Genomic DNA, 16,803 nt, shown 5'->3' on the forward strand with positions numbered 1-16,803 from the left:
AGTTTTCGGTTATGTCATAAGTAACAACGAGGACGTAAAATCTTCTTCTTTCTCAAGGTTTCAATTTTAACTGGACTAAATAATTATATTTTTACGTTTTTTTTTCAAAAATGAAATAAACCTCCTTAATAGAGGTTTATTTTTGGGTCTTTTTTATCATTTAATGTTCTTTTAAGTTACTTAATGATACTTCTTTATCATTTTGTGGCTGATCAAGAGGATATATTCTAGCTGTACCCTCATTTTTATTAACATGCTGAATATAAACCGGTACTCCATCGCAAGTCACATTAATCATACCAGGTGCAGCTACGATTTCTAGTGCTCTTTCAGTATCCATCATAATACCTCCTTTAATAACTAACCTATTTTATTATTCACATAGCAAAGTTAGAGTATTCATGGAAAATAGAGCTTTTTAAAGGATTATGTAATATAAGACAATGAGGAGAATGGTTGGAGTAAAAAAATCACTTAAGTTGATTTTTTAAGTTTCGCTCTCATTTCTTAACGCGTTTCTTTTCTTGTTGTATGATAGCAATAGAAGCGAAAAATAAGATTGAACTACACATAAATAGTAAACAAAGTAAGCCAAAAAGTATTTGCATATTAGTACCTCCTTTTTATTATGAGAACAGCGTAAAGTATGGAACTAGTTACAGAGCAAGAAAAAGTTTAGAAAAGGTGAGAAAATGTCTAATATTAAAGAAATTGCGAGGATTGCAGGCGTTTCGGTTACAACAGTATCACGAGTTTTAAATAATGAACCATATGTTAGTGAGGAAAAAAGGAAAGCAGTTTTAAATGCAATTGAGTTAACCAATTATCAAAGAAATCAAAATGCAGTCAATTTAAGTAAAGGAAAAACGAATCTAATTGGAGTGGTCATTCCGTTCTCGCATCATCCGTACTTTGGATTGCTAATTGATGGAATTGCAAATGAGGCAATAAAAAATAATTATAAACTTGTACTATTTCAAACAAATTATGAAGAGAAGAGAGAGATAGAAGCATTAGAGATGCTACAGCACAAACAAATAGACTCACTCATTATTTGTTCTAGAATTTGTTCTTTTGAAATGATTGAAGAGTATAAGCAGTATGGACAAATAATACTATTTGAAGATACGAGAAATACAAAGGTTTCTTCAACCTTTATCGATCACTACAATAGCTTCATGATTGCATTAGAATATTTATATAAAAAAGGGCATCAAAAAATCGGCTATAGTATTGGTCGTAGAACAGGCATGAATAGTAAACAAAGAGAGACTGCCTATATTGATTTTCATAAGAAATATAATGAGTCAATAATTAGCGACTTCGTATTTGACAATTGTTATTATTTCGAAGATGGTGAAAGAGTTGTCCAATCGTTGTTAAATTTAAAAGAGAGACCAACAGCTTTGTTAGTAACAAGTGATCAAGTAGCTGCGGGTGTGCAAACTTGCTGTAATGATCATGGAATAGCTATTCCTCAAGATTTAGCGATAATAGGGTTCGATAATCAACCTATTGCAAAAGTTATGAAGTTAACAACAGTCGAAATTCCATTAAGGGAAGTAGGAAAGAAACTTTTTATTCAAGCGATTAGATCTGAGATTACACAGGAGGAAATTGCGATTAAATTAATTGAACGGCAGACTGTATAATAAAAAAGCTAGTCAGGAACTAGCTTTTTTTCATGTTGTTTAATGATATTACTGCTGATTTTTATTGTAGATAAGACTTTTTTATTAAAAGCAAGAACTAGCTTTTGATAGAATGATTCCACAAAGGAGACTGCTCTCTAACGACTTCCATAAATTTTCTAGCTGCACGTGATTGCCATCTGTTTTTATGCCAAGACATGATCGTAGATACACTTCCTAAATTTGTATCCCAATTTATGACTTTCAGTTGTTGCTGTTTTATTTCATTTTGAACCGCTACGAGTGGGAGTATGGATATGCCAAGTCCACACATGACACATTGTTTAATTGCCTCAATACTCCAAAATTCCATTCCGGACTCAGTTGCGATTCCTTTACTTCTTAAAAATGCTTCAAAATAATCACGATAACTGCCTTGTTCTGTGAGAATTATATTTTCATTCCCATTTAGTGTAAACGATGAAAGTGTTCTAGTATCAGAAGTTGGTGGTAGCAAAATGACAAGTGGTTCTTCAATGAGTGTTTCCATATACAAATCTGAATCAGTTAATGGAGCTTGTAGGAAGAAGCCAATATCAAGATCTCCTCGACGTAATTCATCTTGTAATTCCCAACATGAACCAGATTTCATGATAATATTTACTTTCGGATTTAGTGTTCGAAAGGCTTGGATAATTTGTGGAAGACGATAGATCGTTAAAGATTCAGGAGCACCAATCTTTAAAGTGGATACCTCCTCATTTTCCATATAAAATACATCTTTTGCTTTTGAATAGAGCTGAATCATTTCGATTGCGTGAACTAAAAAATTCTCACCGATCTCAGTCAGATGAACCTTTTTACCTAAACGATCAAATAAAGGTACACCTAATTCTTGCTCAAGTGCTTGTATATGTGCAGTAACCGTAGATTGTGCATATCCGAGATGGACTGCAGCTCTAGAGAACCCGCCCATATCGACAATTGACTTAAACGTAATTAAATGACGGATTTCCATAAAAGCCCCCTAAGTATCGGGATTCCCGATGGTTTATATCGTAACTATTCATTTTACCGATGATAGAACGGTACATATAATTAAAGTATACGAGATTACAATTTGTTTCAATAACTATTGGAGGGATATTAATGAGGAATCGGAAAATTGGTTTTCTATTGCTCAGCGGATTAATGATTGGACCTATTTTAGGTTCAGGAATTATCATTTTACCACCTGCAGTGTATGAAACTGCCGGTGATTATGCTATTTTTGCTTGGATTATCATGCTTGGTTTAAGTTTAATATTTGCACTAATGTTTGGTAAGTTAAGTTTGATGATTCCTGGAGATTCTGGAGTACCATTAGCAGTTGAGCGAGCATTTGGTACACAAATAAAAAATCTTTCAGCCATTTTCTTTTTACTTGCAGTTTGTTTTGGACCAATTGCAGTTGCAGGTACGGCAGGGCATTACTTACAACTCCTGACGAATCAAAGTTTTTTCAATGAAAAATGGCTAACTTTAGGAATACTATGTTTTGTTTATATCATTTTAACTAGAAGCATTGCTGATGTTGGGAAATTTGCCTTTTTTATGTCTAGTTTCATAGTGGTGACGCTAATAGTGGGGAGTATTCATACATTATTTACAGTTGATGGTAGCTTTACTTTATCGAATCCAATTACTGTTTCTGATTTTGGAGAAAGTTTACTGTTATTATTTTGGGCTTTAATTGGGTGGGAAGTCATCGGCAGCTATTCTTTAGAAGTAAAGAATCCAGAACGAACAATTCCTAGAGCAGTAGTCTTAAGTTTCTCGATCATAGCAATAGTAAGTCTAACAGTTGCATTTGCTTTTCAGTGGATTCATTCTAAAAATGGAAATACGATGGATCAATCATTAGCACCATTACTTCAAAGTTTATTTGGAAGTTGGTCAACTCCAATTATTTCATCAATTACAATTGCACTCTGCATTAGTACAGTACTGCTAGTAATAGGAGCAGTATCAAGATTAATCGCCGATCAAGCAAAAAACGGTTTATTACCTTCATGGCTTTCTTTTAAAAATAAAAATAATGTGGCAACTCGATCATTATTTAGTTTATTTGGCATTCACATTATTGTATTTATTCTTTATTTTAATGACCTCCTAAGTATTCAAACACTTGTAGCAATTGCAAATGCATTCTTCTTATGTAACGCATTACTAGGAGTATTGGCTTGTTTACGATTATTTGATTCCGTATTTTTTAAAATCGGTTCATTTATTCTAGCAATTTGCTTTTTAGGAATACTTTTATTTTCTTCACCAATTATTCTTGTATTGATTATATTAGTTTCGTTGTACTTTATATGGCTACAAAAAAGAGATTCGAAACAACATGAAAAAATTCTACAAGTTGGAAATGAATAATGGCTTAGAAAGGAAACTTCAATCAAAAGAAGTTTCTTTTTTTATAAAATGAAAATTTATAATAATTCTTCCTATTGTATATTTATAGTTATTTCGATAGTGATATTTTTAAATGTTTTTCAATTTAAGAGTAGAGAATATTGTTTAGCAGGTTTAATTTTTACAAAATAAAGTCTGTTTTCTAAACACATAATGTCTAAATTATGATTGTTTGTGAGTAGGATTTTTATTATTTTAGGATTTTTTAAAAAAATTATTTTGTTAATATATTTATAAATTTGATTATAAGAAGACAATCAGTCTATTTAAAATAAATATTAAATATTTATACATTTTTAATTAGAATTGCTATCCTAACGAGAATAATGTTACAAAGCATTTTTATTAAAGAGAATAGAGTATATAAATAAAAAATTAAAATTAAATTTTTTTTAAAATAGAGTGTAAAAGTCTATATTTTATCTACTTTTACAACTTTAATTTGAATTTAATTAGTTAGTTTTAAAAAAAATAGAATCTTAAATTCTTTACAACCAAATAATTGATAGTTATAATGAAACCAAATTTGATAATTAGTGTCCTTCGGGGTCGGGTGAAATTCCCAACCGGCGGTGTTGTATATTTTTATACTAAGCCCGTGAGCTTCATATAGATTTTTTATATGTTGCTGATCTAGTTAGAATCTAGAGCCGACAGTATAGTCTGGATGGGAGAAGGATGGAGTGCATATACGGTTTATTTTTTTCAAAAATACGATCCGTATAGGCTTAGTTTGTTGTGCATATGTACAACAATAGACGCGCTATTGTACTGTCTGTTAGTTAGACTCATATTGTACAAGCGTTTATTTAAGTATGCTTCCTTTCTTAAACATCTATTGCCCCTTAGGAGTTTTCCTAGGGGGCTTTTTCACTTTTTCAAATTAATTTGAATTAGAGGGTGTGATGGGTTGGATCAACTATTTATGAAATTAGAGATGGATCTTACAAAGTCATTAATCGGGCTTAAACGTTATGTGCTTTTTCGAAATGAGGTGAAAGAAACTTGTTTACTGGAATCGTTGAGGAAATAGGAACAGTAAAAAATATCGTAAAAAAAGGTAAAACTTTATTGCTAACAATTAACGCATCATTAATTTTAGAGGATGTTCATTTAGGAGATAGCATTTCTGTAAATGGAGTTTGTTTAACCGTTACGGATTTTACTAAAAATGATTTTTCTGTTGATGTCATGCCTGAAACATTTCAAGCATCTAATCTAAGTACTTTGGTTTCTAGCCAAAAAGTAAACTTAGAACGAGCAATGGCTGCAAACGGACGGTTTGGTGGCCATATTGTATCTGGTCATATTGATGGTACAGGTAACATTGTATCCGTTAAAGCAATGGAAAACGCAGTAATTTATAAAATTAATATTCCAAGTCAGTTTGCTAAATATTGCCTTCAAAAGGGCAGTATAACGATTGATGGTACAAGTTTAACATTATTTGAAGTTGAAACTGATATTGTAACGATTTCTTTAATTCCTCATACCCGCTCAAATACGATCTTAGGCAGTAAAAACGTTGGAGACGTTGTTAATATCGAGTTTGATTTATTAGGTAAATATGTCGAAAAAATGCTTGGTATGAATGAGACGAAAAAGAGTTCTACAATAACAACTTCATTTTTATCTCAAAATGGCTATATATAAAGGAGTAAGGTCATGTTCTCTAAAATAGAAGAAGCAATTGAAGACTTAAAAAATGGAAAAATTATTATTGTTTGTGATGATGAAGATCGAGAGAATGAAGGAGATTTTGTTGTTATCGGAGAATATGCAACTCCCGAAAATATAAATTTTATGGCGACACATGGTCGCGGATTAATTTGTGCGCCAGTTTCTGAAGAAATAGCTAAAAGACTAGATTTGTATGAAATGGTAGCAAAAAATACAGATTCTCATGGTACTGCTTTTACTGTAAGTATAGATCATATCGATTCTACTACTGGTATCTCTGCATTTGAACGTTCACATACTGTTTTACAAATGTTAAATGATGAATCAACTGGAGCAGACTTTAGAAGACCTGGGCATATGTTCCCTCTAGTCGCTAAAAATGGAGGAGTTATTGAGAGACCGGGCCATACTGAAGCTGCAGTAGATTTAGCTCGAATGGCTGGATCGAAAGAAGTTGGAGTCATTTGTGAAATTATGAATGACGATGGAACTATGGCAAGAGTGCCGGACTTAATTCAAGTCGCAAAAAAGTTTAATTTAAAAATGATTACAATAAAAGATTTAATTCATTATAGACGTGAAACTGAACAACTTGTACAAAGAGAAGTTGAAATTAAATTACCAACTGATTTTGGTGATTTTAAGATGATTGGCTATACAAATGAAATAGATGGTAAAGAGCATATTGCGATTGTAAAAGGTAAAGTTGACGATGGCGAACCAGTACTTGTACGTATTCATTCAGAATGTTTAACAGGTGATGTATTTGGCTCATGTCGTTGTGATTGTGGACCTCAGTTGCAATCAACATTAACGATGATTGAAGAAGCTGGGAAAGGCGTAATTGTTTATATGCGTCAAGAGGGAAGAGGCATTGGCTTACTCAATAAGTTACGTGCATATAAGTTACAGGAAGAAGGCTTTGATACTGTTGAAGCAAATTTAAACTTAGGATTTGATGCAGACTTAAGGGACTATGCGATAAGTGCTCAAATTATTAAAGATTTAGGTATTGTGAGTATTGATTTAGTAACTAATAATCCACTTAAATTAGATGCGCTAAAATCTCATGGAATTCAAATAAACAATCGAGTGCCAATTCAAACTGAAATGAAAATAGAAAACGAAAAATATTTAAATACTAAAATCGAAAAAATGGGACATTTACTACACTATTAAAAAAATGGGAGAGATTAAAATGAAATTTGAAGGAAATTTAGTAGGATCTGGGCTTAAAGTTGCTGTAATCGTAGGACGTTTTAATGAATTTATTACATCAAAACTACTTGGTGGTGCAGAAGATGCTCTATATCGTCATGGTGTAGAAGAATCAGACGTTGATGTTATTTGGGTGCCAGGAGCATTTGAAATTCCATTAGTTGCAAAAAAACTAGCTGATTCAAAAAAATACGATGCAATTATTACGCTAGGAACAGTTATTCGTGGTGCAACTACTCATTATGATTACGTATGTAACGAAGTAGCAAAAGGTGTTGCTGCTATTACTCTACAAACTGGTATTCCTGTCATTTTTGGCGTATTAACGACAGAAAATATTGAACAAGCGATTGAAAGAGCGGGCACGAAAGCTGGTAATAAAGGCTGGGATGCTGGTATTTCAGCAATTGAGATGGCTAATTTATTAAGAACTTTGAACTAAGTGTATATATAATAGAAGAAACTGGTTAAGGAGAGGTGAATTTTACCTCTCTTTTTTTATTAATCGAAAATTATTTTTTATGTGAAAAAGCAACCTGGATATTTGTTTAATCTTCTAAATTTATGGTAGTGTAAACTTTAATAGAGGTTAATTTGGAGGTAGAAATTAAATGTTATTTTTACTAATTTTAGTATTGTTAGTTATCATTATAACAATGTTTTTAAATACATATCCTCATTTTGGGAAGAAATATTCAAAGTATAAAATGGAGCCATTTTATACTTTGGATCATTATAAAAATGGTAAGTTTACAAACCAAGTCCCTACGAGTATGAGTATGGGTTTCAAAACAAATATTTCTATGATTAGAGACTTTGTTAAGAAAAATCCGAATCGTAGGCCTAAAGATGGGATCCCTATGGAGAAAATCGATGTTTCATTATTGCATTCGAAAAATCACGACACAAAAATTACTTGGTTTGGACATTCAGCTTTATTAATTCAAATCGATGGAAAAAATATTTTAATTGATCCAATGTTTGGGAACGCACCAACCCCGTTTCCGCAATTTGGTGGTAAAAGATATAGTGGAGGTTTACCAATTGAGATCAATGAATTACCAAAAATAGATGCTGTCATATTTTCGCATGATCATTATGATCATTTAGATTACGGTACTATAAAAAAAATCAAACAAAAAGTCAATCGATTTATTGTTCCTCTTGGTGTAGGGGGTCACTTGGTGAGTTGGGGAGTACCGAAAGAGAGTATATCTGAACATAACTGGTGGGATGAATTTAAATTTGATCAATTAACATTAGCTTGTACACCAGCAAGACATTTTTCAGGGAGAAGCTTAACTGATCGTAACAGTACATTATGGTGTTCGTGGGTCATCATTGGTGAGAAAACGAAAATTTACTTTAGTGGTGATAGCGGTTATGCACCTCATTTTAAGGAAATAGGGGAAAAATATGGACCGTTTGATCTTGCGTTAATGGAATGTGGTCAATATGATAAACGATGGTCTGCAATCCATATGTTGCCAGAAGAAACAGTTCAGGCTTTTATTGATGTAAAAGGTAAAGTTCTTGTGCCAATTCATTTTGGTGCTTTTACATTAGCATTTCATGACTGGAATGACCCAATTGAACGTGTTGTGAAGGCTGCTAAAGAAAATGAGGTAAAGTATGCCACACCTAAAATTGGAGAAACAATTAATATAAGTACAGGTGAATATCCTAATTCAGTTTGGTGGAAGTAGTTTATTTATTTGAATAAAAGCAGGATTGTACACTTTATTATTGAATAAATAAAAAATCAATTTTTTAGGGAAGTGATGTTAATGGAAGCATTAAAAGAAAGTGCAAAAATAGTACAAGATTTAATTTTTGAGTTAGGTTATACAAATAAAGTGATTGAACTACCAAATAGTGCAAGAACTGCTAAGGAAGCAGCTGATGCATTAAATTGTGAAGTGGCTCAAATTGCAAAGTCTATTATATTTAAATTAGAAAGCTCAAATAGTCCTGTCCTAATCGTAGCAAGTGGAATAAACCGTGTAAATGAGAAACAAATCGAGAAAATACTAAATGATAAACTAGGCAAAGCAGATGCTGATTTCGTACGTGAACAAACTGGATTCGTCATTGGAGGGGTAGCACCAATCGGTCATAAAAACCAAGTAATGACGTTTATTGATGAGGATCTATTACAGTATAAAGCAGTATGGGCTGCTGCGGGTCATCCAAAAGCAATTTTTCAGTTAACACCAAATGAATTAATTGAAATGACAAAAGGTAAAGTAGTAAATATTAAATAATAGAACATAAATCATTTAGGCACATTCAAGTGTAATAAATCAGTTTTTGATTTACTATACTTAAATGTGTCTATTTTGTATTGGGAATTTTTACCTTGAAATCCATCAGATTAAATTAGAGGGAAAGTGAGATGAATAAGTAAATGTTCAAATTTATTTGTACGACTTGTGGCGTTCAGTATAACAAGTCTATCGATCCTCCTGAGTACTGCATAATTTGTTCTGAAGAAAGACAATACATCAATCCAAGTGGTCAAAGTTGGACAACATTACAATCAATGAAAGACGAGAACTATCAAAATATTATTCGCTTTGAAGAAGAAAATTTATATAGTATTGTAACGAGCCCTAAGTTTGGGATTGGTCAAACTGCATATCTCATTAAGAATGAAGGGTTTAATGTTTTATGGGATTGTGTTACTTATCTAGATGAGAAGACGATTGAAGGAATTATGAGGTTAGGAGGAATCAATGCGATTGCTCTATCACATCCACACTATTACTCTAGTCAAATTGAATGGGCTGAAAGATTTGATGTATCTGTATACATACATGAAGATGACCAAGAGTGGATCACGAGAAAAAGTGATAAAATTATTTTTTGGTCTGGCGAATCGTTAGAGCTTAACAAAGGAATTCAAATTCATCGATTGGGTGGGCACTTTAAAGGTGGGGCAGTATTAGAATGGAAAGCTGGGAATGTGCAAAAAGGAATACTGTTAACAGGAGATATTATTCAAGTAGTTGCAGATCCAAATTGGGTAAGTTTTATGTACAGTTATCCTAATTTAATTCCATTACCAGCAAAAAAAGTAAAAGAGATATCATTAGCCGTAGAGAAGTTAACATTTGATAGAATTTATAATGCATTTCATGGAATTGTAAAAGAAAATGCAAAATTAGTAGTCTATAAATCTGCTAAGAGATATATTGAAGCGTTGGATGGGAAATTATTTGATACTTAATATAATAGAAAGGGGGCCATTATTAGGGTACGAATAAAGCTACTGCAGACTTAAACTTTGATAAAGTAGTTGATGCAAAGGATATGGACATTATCATTAAAAACTTTGGATTACAAGATCCTACAGTTGATAATGCACCAAAACCAAAAACTACTAATAAAGAAAAGACTATGGATAGTATTTTAAAAGATTTAGGATTAGATCAGTAATAAGGAAAGGGAAACCAAATGAGGTTGGTTTCCCTTTTTTGATGTTTAATTTATTTCATTGCTAAAGATTGAGTTAGTTCTTCTTTTTTTGGTTTAAAAGCAGATAAAGATAAAACAATAATTGAGATAATACCAATCCAAATAATCACACTCATCGGATGACTCATTGATAATCCTTTATCAAAATAGAAAATCTCTCTTAATCCGTCAGCGCCAAATCGCATTGGAACCCATGAGTAAATCCAGTCTTTTGAAAAAGTTGGTAATAGCTCTTTTGGCATTCCAATTAAAGAACCTGAGAAGAAGAAGATTAGGGCAAAAATCCCTACGCCACCAAAACCAATCCATGACATAACAGCAGAAATTAGGATATGGTAACAGAAATAAGCAATTGTTAAATATAAGGCAACATCCAAAAAGTTTGGAAGAGCAAAGCCAATCCATTTCGCCATTAATGTTATACCAAAACCGATTAGGAATGATAAGATAACGCCTAATAGTAATTGTTCAAAAATAATTTTTAATTTACCACTTGAAGTTGTTGTTTGAGTTTTCTTTTTCGCTAAAAAGACGATTACTGCTCCAATTAAACTAGACATCCAAAGTGGGGTGATTAAGCTTACTGGTGCATTTCCATTTGCTGTATGTGTACCAATTGCATTAACATTTTCAATTTTTGTTACGATAGGATTAGCTAACACTTCAGCTTGCTTTACTGAAATTGAGCTTACGTTTTTCTTTAATTCATTAAAAATTTCCGTATGCATATTTAGGTTAAGATTCTCTACTAAATGAGTCAACAATTGACTAGCCATTGTTGATCCATTTGCGTTTTTACCTTGATTAACTAGAATTTTAATCGTTATTTGTGAGGGATTTGATGTTTTTAACGAAGCTTGATTTTTGCTTAATTCGTTTGGAAGTATTAGAGCAGCATAATATTTTTGATTATTTAGCCCTTCACGAACTTTTTCTTCATTTGAAACTTGAATCCATTTAACTGCTTGATCTTCACCATTTTTCGTTTTAGATAGTTCATTTATTTTTGAAACCATCATATCTCCTATGTTTACATTCCCTTTTGAAGGCACTTGGATTCCTTGATCTTCGTTTACGATTGCGATTGGAAGATTTTTAGGTGTTGGATTAACTGACGATGCTAATGTTAGACTGAAAATAAACGCAACAACTAGTACTAGTATAGGAGTTAATACTGCTTGCTTTTGTTTAAATAAGTTCATTGTAAAACCTCCTAATTCCTTTATGTAAAATTACTGAACAACGTGTTGACTGTTGTTATGTGATGATATTACAATGAGTTTTAATAAATCACAATAAGCAAATTATACAAATGTGTTCATTGCTAAACACTTTCATGAAATTTGTTTAGTAAGAAATTGTATTCAAAAGGGATGGTATAAAGTGACTCAATCATTACGAGAATTAAAAGTTGCTAAAACGAAGGAATTAATAAAAGAGACATTGCTAGATTTAATAGAGGAAAAAGGATTCGAAGCTATTTCAGTAAGAGATATTACTTTAAAAGCCGGACTAAATCGCGGTACATTTTATCTTCATTACAGAGATAAATTTGATTTATTGGAAAAAAGTCAAAATGAAATATTAGAAGGGCTACAAGATCGACTTAAATATATAAGACCAAAAGAATTAAATGAGTTTTATTCAAATGACATAGTCTATCCACCTATTCTTAATGTATTTCATTATTTAAAAGAAAATCAAAGATTTATTAAAATTCTGATCAGTACAAAAGGGGACCCAGCTTTTCCAAAGAAAATGAAAGCATATATAAAAGAGACGATTTATGAAAAATTAGTGGATATTATAGAAAACGAATATATGATTGATATACCACATGAATACGCAACTGCGTTTATTTCATCCGCATTCTTTGGTCTTCTGGAACAATGGTTAGAAAAGGAAGAACCAATTTCTCATGAAGAAATGGCAATCATGCATATGAAGCTATTAAAGTTTATGAAGCAATTTGTAGTTCAAATCGTTAAATAATGCAGTATTAATATGTAATAACTAATTTTTGATGTCAAAAAAAGATGTCTCAAATGAATTGGACATTTGAGACATCTTTTTAATTAAGATCTTGTTTCTGATATTGCTGTTCTTACTTTTTCAAAGGATGTTTTAGCTTTGTGAGAGTTTAAGATCATTAAGTTTACGTATAATGCATCGATAATACTTAATTGTGCAATTCTTGAAGCAAGTGCTTCTGGTCTATATTCTGTTTCCTCAGAAGATGTGTAAAGCGAGACATCAACATTTTGGCTTAAAGTGGATTTTGGGAAACCTGTAATTCCTATCGTTTTGGCACCGTTTTCATTTAATACTTGTAAAATACGTAGAATGTCTTTATTCGATCCTGAGTGTGAGATGACGATTGCCACATCTTCCTTTGTCAGTTGAGAAGCTGACATCAATTGAAAGTGCGAGTCTGTGTAAGAATTCGCTTTTATTCCTGTTCGAATAAATTTATGGAAGGCATCCATTGCGATAACAGATGAGCCACCTACACCGTATAATTCAACTTTATTAGCTTTTAAAATAAGATTTACTGCTTTTTTTATCGATGCACCATCTAGAATTTGGGCAGTATTTTCAAGTGTTCGAATATTAGATTGAAATATTTTATTTGCTATTGTTATTTCATCGTCTTTTTCGTTAATTTCTTCGTGGATTTGCTGGATCGGCGTCATAATTTCTGTTGCTAATGCAATTTTAAGCGCTTGGTATCCTTTAAATCCAATCCTTTTACAAAATCTAAAAACGGTTGCATCTGCAACGTTTAAGTCTTCAGCTACTTCTGTAATCGTACTGTGAATAATATGTTTTGGGTTTTGGAGAATATAATCAGCGATTTTTTTTTCTTTATCACTTAATCGCGCATAATAAGAACGAATTTTACCTAAGCTGTTCGTTTGTTCCATATTCGTGACACCTTTCCGTAGGGAATTGATTTTTAGAATAAATAAATTTTAATATAGTATTGTTTTTTAAAGATTTAGAAAAGCAATATAATTTTCTTAATAATTATTATATAGGAAAAAAGAGTTTTTTTTAATAATAATATGAAAACCCTTTCTTGTGAAAATTATTTCGTATATTATCATTTTTGTCAAAAAAATTTTTTTCACACATAATTTTTATATATAATTAAGAAAATGTATGATTTATAAATTGAATATAGTTTTCTTAGATTAAGATCAAGGATTAGGTGAATAGCAAATGGTACATACAGAAAAATATTATTTAGGAGTAGATATAGGTACTACAAGTACAAAAGCAGTTTTGTTTAAAAAGAACGGAAATGTTGTGAGTTCGCATAATGTTGAATATCCTCTTTATAGTCCTACTCCACAAACTGCTGAACAAGATCCAAATGAAATTTTCAGAGCTGTTGTAGAAGTAATGAAGCAATCAATCACAAAAAGTGGGATTCGTAAAGATGATTTAGCGTTAGTTTCATTTAGTAGCGCAATGCATAGTGTGATTGCTGTTGATCAAAATGGACAACCATTAACTAGGTGTATTACTTGGGCTGATAGTCGAGCTGTTGATTGGGCAAATAAAATAAAGAATGAAATGAATGGACAATCTATTTATTCTAGGACTGGCACGCCAATTCATCCTATGTCTCCGTTAGCAAAAATTACTTGGCTTCGTCATGAAAAGCCAGAAATATTTTCTAAAACAAGTAAATTCATATCAATTAAAGAGTATGTTTTTTACAAATTCTTTGAGCAATATTTAGTAGATTACTCAATCGCTTCCGCAACAGGTTTATTGAATTTGCAAAATTTAAATTGGGATGCAGAATGCTTGGAGATTTGTGGAATCACAAAAGAACAGTTATCAGAACCAGTTTCAACTACACACTCTTTTACTAATATAAAAGATGTATATGCAAACGAAATTGGGATCCATCAATCTACTCCTTTTGTAATTGGAGCCAATGACGGTGTTCTATCGAACTTAGGAGTTAACGCAATAGAGCCGGGTGTAGTCGCAGTTACAATTGGTACAAGTGGCGCGATCCGTACAGTTACAAACAAACCTGTAACTGATCCTAAAGGAAGAATTTTTTGTTATGCTTTGACTGACAAACATTGGGTAATTGGTGGGCCAGTTAATAATGGAGGAATGACATTTAGATGGGTACGAGACCAATTAGCTGCATCAGAAGTTGAAACGGCTAAACGTCTAGGAGTCGATTCATATGAAGTATTAACTAGAATTGCAGCAAGAGTTAACCCGGGATCTGATGGATTATTATTTCATCCATATTTAGCTGGAGAAAGAGCACCAATATGGAATGCAAACGCGAGAGGTTCATTTTTTGGTTTAGGTTTACATCATAAAAAAGAACATATGATTCGTGCTGTATTAGAAGGTGTAATTTTAAATTTATATACTGTACTTTTAGCCTTACAAGAAGTAATTGGGATACCTAAAAAGATTCAAGCAACTGGCGGCTTCGCGAAATCTGAATTATGGAGACAGATGCTAGCTGACATTTTTAATCAAGAAGTAGGTGTACCAGAGAGTGTTGAAAGTTCTTGCTTAGGTGCAGTCGTTTTAGGACGATATGCGTTAGATGAAATAGAAGATTTTTCAATTATGTCTGATCTTGTTGGAACAACATTAAATCATAAGCCGATTCAAGAAAACGTTGAAATTTATGAAGATTTAATTGGTATTTATATTAGTTTGTCTAGAAAATTAAACGAGGAATATGAAAACATAGCAAATTTCCAAAATAAATGGATTAAGTGATAGTAAGAGTTAAATAAAGGAAGTATATCTTGGGTTTGAATGAGAAATGAGGTAAGATAAGCACTTTTGATTGATTAGGTCTTTGGGAGTGGAGAAATAATATAAAATAGTCTTTAAGGTAGGATTTCATTTTCGAAACCTATCTTTTTTTTAGTTATATTGTATTGAATTTGAAAGAAAATTTCCTAGTATTAGGTAAAAATCATTAATTGTTTTTTCGTTAAAAGGATATTAAAATTTAGTAAAGAATATTTAGATAAATATGTTTATAGAGATAGAGGAGGGTGCATATGATTGAGGGGGAAATCATAAAGTTTTATCGTGAAAAAATGGGGTTAACTCAAGCTATGCTTGGTGAAGGTATATGTACAACTACTCATGTTAGTAAAATTGAAAGAGGTAAGACGGCATACTCACCTGATATTATAGCTTTATTTTCAGATCGTTTAGGGATCAATATTAATCAAGAAGTCCAATCTTTTTATAATTTAGAAAAAAAATTAAATTTTTGGCATGATGCATTAATAATGAAAAAAGAAGCTCAAATAGAAGAATATAAAACAGAACTTGAACAAATGCCCTTTATAGACTATTCACAATATGCAGCCCACTATAATTTATTAAAAGCAAGGTATTATTTTCATTATCAAAATTTAGATATGGTTAAGCAAATACTTACATATGTGAAAAAAGAATTTAGTGATTTATCTCCTTTCGAGAAAAATTTATTCTATCATCTTCAAGGTATGTACTATATATCGAACTATACTAGTCTAAGTAGTGAAGACCATCAAAAGGCAATTAAAGTATTAAAGATGATTAATATTGATGAGTATAGAAATGAAGAGTACTACCACCATCTAGCAATTGCTTATCATTATGGAAGCTCAAAAATCTTAGCATATAAATATGCCGAAATGGCACTTAAGTTTTTTCAAAGAACAAATAATTATTTATTCGCAATTAGTTCTGAAACACTTATGCTATTGCAATATGGTAGTGAATTAGAAATGAATTTTAATGAAGTTGTAGAACGGTACAAAGATTTGATTCATAACTGTGAAGTATTAGGGGATCGAGAACGAAAGGCTATTTTATTAAATAATCTCGGAGTGAAATATTTTAAACGAGAAGAATATGAAACTGCCTTGTATTATTTTGAGGAAAGTATTAATGAAACCGAAAATAAAAAATCAATAAATTATCTAAGACGTTTGTGCAATTATTTAGAGACATGTACGGAAGGGACACTATTAGAAAAAGAGATACTTCTTGGTGTGATGAAAAGAGCATTAGCATTAGCAAAAATGTTAAAAAGCCCAGTACATATTACATTGATTAAACTTTTTAAGCTTAAGGCTGAGGGAGCCCGTGAAAAATTTTATCAATATCTCTCAGATGAGGCACTCCCATTCTTTTATTCTACTAATAATAAATTTTATATCGAACAGTTTGGTAAGAAATTATATAAACACTACATCGAGATTAAAGAGTTTCAAAAAGCTGCTGAATTATACGAATCTATTGAACATACATTTGTAAGTTTGTAAAAAAGAATATACATAGGCATCGT

Annotated in this window: 16 protein-coding genes and 1 riboswitch; of the genes, 12 read left to right on the forward strand and 4 right to left on the reverse strand. The window is 31.7% G+C overall.

Translation table 11 applies throughout. From position 1 onward, the window contains the following. Positions 1-160 precede the first annotated feature (160 nt). Positions 161-340: an H-type small acid-soluble spore protein gene (locus B6K90_RS18130; protein ID WP_088014174.1), complete on the reverse strand. Its 180-nt coding sequence runs from the start codon at positions 338-340 to the stop codon at positions 161-163. A gap of 352 nt (positions 341-692) precedes the next feature. Between B6K90_RS18130 and B6K90_RS18135 the strand changes: the two genes are divergently transcribed. Then, entirely contained in the window at positions 693-1,652 is a 960-nt protein-coding gene (locus B6K90_RS18135; RefSeq protein WP_088014175.1) for a LacI family DNA-binding transcriptional regulator, read from the forward strand. 97 nt (positions 1,653-1,749) lie between these two features. Here the strand turns inward: B6K90_RS18135 and B6K90_RS18140 are convergent, their stop codons facing one another. After that, on the reverse strand, positions 1,750-2,649 hold the full coding sequence (locus B6K90_RS18140; protein ID WP_088014176.1) for a LysR family transcriptional regulator: 900 nt from the start codon (positions 2,647-2,649) through the stop codon (positions 1,750-1,752). A 131-nt stretch (positions 2,650-2,780) separates the two neighbouring features. Between B6K90_RS18140 and B6K90_RS18145 the strand changes: the two genes are divergently transcribed. The 8 genes from B6K90_RS18145 to B6K90_RS24385 all read left to right on the forward strand — a co-directional run bounded on the left by B6K90_RS18145 (position 2,781) and on the right by B6K90_RS24385 (position 10,421). Next, entirely contained in the window at positions 2,781-4,046 is a 1,266-nt protein-coding gene (locus B6K90_RS18145) for an APC family permease (protein ID WP_088014177.1), read from the forward strand. A gap of 574 nt (positions 4,047-4,620) precedes the next feature. Next, positions 4,621-4,768: riboswitch (FMN riboswitch) on the forward strand. 322 nt (positions 4,769-5,090) lie between these two features. Further along, a complete protein-coding gene (gene ribE, locus B6K90_RS18150) occupies positions 5,091-5,738 on the forward strand; it encodes a riboflavin synthase (protein WP_088014178.1) in 648 nt (215 codons plus the stop codon). A gap of 12 nt (positions 5,739-5,750) precedes the next feature. Continuing rightward, complete coding sequence (locus tag B6K90_RS18155; protein WP_088014179.1) at positions 5,751-6,944, forward strand: bifunctional 3,4-dihydroxy-2-butanone-4-phosphate synthase/GTP cyclohydrolase II; 1,194 nt, start codon at positions 5,751-5,753, stop codon at positions 6,942-6,944. 19 nt (positions 6,945-6,963) lie between these two features. Then, entirely contained in the window at positions 6,964-7,425 is a 462-nt protein-coding gene (gene ribH, locus B6K90_RS18160; RefSeq protein ID WP_088014180.1) for a 6,7-dimethyl-8-ribityllumazine synthase, read from the forward strand. A 169-nt stretch (positions 7,426-7,594) separates the two neighbouring features. After that, positions 7,595-8,689 (forward strand): MBL fold metallo-hydrolase, encoded by a 1,095-nt coding sequence (locus B6K90_RS18165; RefSeq protein ID WP_212667534.1) that lies wholly within the window; start codon positions 7,595-7,597, stop codon positions 8,687-8,689. Positions 8,690-8,770: 81 nt separating this feature from the next. Further along, complete coding sequence (locus B6K90_RS18170; RefSeq protein ID WP_088014181.1) at positions 8,771-9,247, forward strand: YbaK/EbsC family protein; 477 nt, start codon at positions 8,771-8,773, stop codon at positions 9,245-9,247. Between the two features lie 143 nt (positions 9,248-9,390). Next, a complete protein-coding gene (locus B6K90_RS18175; protein ID WP_088014182.1) occupies positions 9,391-10,212 on the forward strand; it encodes a hypothetical protein in 822 nt (273 codons plus the stop codon). Between the two features lie 83 nt (positions 10,213-10,295). Next, entirely contained in the window at positions 10,296-10,421 is a 126-nt protein-coding gene (locus B6K90_RS24385; protein ID WP_268875897.1) for a hypothetical protein, read from the forward strand. A gap of 50 nt (positions 10,422-10,471) precedes the next feature. On the opposite strand, the gene B6K90_RS18180 is transcribed toward B6K90_RS24385, so the two are convergent. After that, positions 10,472-11,662 (reverse strand): YhgE/Pip domain-containing protein, encoded by a 1,191-nt coding sequence (locus B6K90_RS18180; protein ID WP_088014183.1) that lies wholly within the window; start codon positions 11,660-11,662, stop codon positions 10,472-10,474. A 181-nt stretch (positions 11,663-11,843) separates the two neighbouring features. Between B6K90_RS18180 and B6K90_RS18185 the strand changes: the two genes are divergently transcribed. After that, positions 11,844-12,452 (forward strand): TetR/AcrR family transcriptional regulator, encoded by a 609-nt coding sequence (locus B6K90_RS18185; RefSeq protein ID WP_167555420.1) that lies wholly within the window; start codon positions 11,844-11,846, stop codon positions 12,450-12,452. A gap of 83 nt (positions 12,453-12,535) precedes the next feature. Here B6K90_RS18185 and B6K90_RS18190 read toward each other — a convergent pair whose 3' ends face one another. Then, positions 12,536-13,384, reverse strand: coding sequence for a MurR/RpiR family transcriptional regulator (locus B6K90_RS18190; protein ID WP_088014185.1), 849 nt, complete (start codon positions 13,382-13,384; stop codon positions 12,536-12,538). 298 nt (positions 13,385-13,682) lie between these two features. Here B6K90_RS18190 and gntK point away from each other — a divergent pair, with 298 nt between their 5' ends. After that, positions 13,683-15,230 carry a gluconokinase gene (gene gntK, locus B6K90_RS18195; protein WP_088014186.1) on the forward strand — a complete coding sequence of 516 codons (1,548 nt, stop codon included), beginning with the start codon at positions 13,683-13,685 and terminating at the stop codon, positions 15,228-15,230. Between the two features lie 290 nt (positions 15,231-15,520). After that, a complete protein-coding gene (locus B6K90_RS18200; protein WP_088014187.1) occupies positions 15,521-16,780 on the forward strand; it encodes a helix-turn-helix domain-containing protein in 1,260 nt (419 codons plus the stop codon). Positions 16,781-16,803: the final 23 nt, after the last annotated feature.

It is taken from the genome of Gottfriedia acidiceleris (assembly GCF_002128425.1).
Taxonomy (GTDB): domain Bacteria; phylum Bacillota; class Bacilli; order Bacillales; family Bacillaceae_G; genus Gottfriedia; species Gottfriedia acidiceleris.

Excerpts from the sequence above, each read along its gene's own strand:
- B6K90_RS18130 (WP_088014174.1), bottom strand. The coding sequence starts at position 340 with ATGGATACTGAAAGAGCACTAGAAATCGTAGCTGCACCTGGTATGATT.
- B6K90_RS18135 (WP_088014175.1), top strand. The coding sequence starts at position 693 with ATGTCTAATATTAAAGAAATTGCGAGGATTGCAGGCGTTTCGGTTACA.
- B6K90_RS18140 (WP_088014176.1), bottom strand. The coding sequence starts at position 2,649 with ATGGAAATCCGTCATTTAATTACGTTTAAGTCAATTGTCGATATGGGC.
- B6K90_RS18145 (WP_088014177.1), top strand. The coding sequence starts at position 2,781 with ATGAGGAATCGGAAAATTGGTTTTCTATTGCTCAGCGGATTAATGATT.
- B6K90_RS18155 (WP_088014179.1), top strand. The coding sequence starts at position 5,751 with ATGTTCTCTAAAATAGAAGAAGCAATTGAAGACTTAAAAAATGGAAAA.
- ribH (WP_088014180.1), top strand. The coding sequence starts at position 6,964 with ATGAAATTTGAAGGAAATTTAGTAGGATCTGGGCTTAAAGTTGCTGTA.
- B6K90_RS18165 (WP_212667534.1), top strand. The coding sequence starts at position 7,595 with ATGTTATTTTTACTAATTTTAGTATTGTTAGTTATCATTATAACAATG.
- B6K90_RS18170 (WP_088014181.1), top strand. The coding sequence starts at position 8,771 with ATGGAAGCATTAAAAGAAAGTGCAAAAATAGTACAAGATTTAATTTTT.
- B6K90_RS18175 (WP_088014182.1), top strand. The coding sequence starts at position 9,391 with ATGTTCAAATTTATTTGTACGACTTGTGGCGTTCAGTATAACAAGTCT.
- B6K90_RS24385 (WP_268875897.1), top strand. The coding sequence starts at position 10,296 with ATGGACATTATCATTAAAAACTTTGGATTACAAGATCCTACAGTTGAT.
- B6K90_RS18180 (WP_088014183.1), bottom strand. The coding sequence starts at position 11,662 with ATGAACTTATTTAAACAAAAGCAAGCAGTATTAACTCCTATACTAGTA.
- B6K90_RS18190 (WP_088014185.1), bottom strand. The coding sequence starts at position 13,384 with ATGGAACAAACGAACAGCTTAGGTAAAATTCGTTCTTATTATGCGCGA.
- gntK (WP_088014186.1), top strand. The coding sequence starts at position 13,683 with ATGGTACATACAGAAAAATATTATTTAGGAGTAGATATAGGTACTACA.
- B6K90_RS18200 (WP_088014187.1), top strand. The coding sequence starts at position 15,521 with ATGATTGAGGGGGAAATCATAAAGTTTTATCGTGAAAAAATGGGGTTA.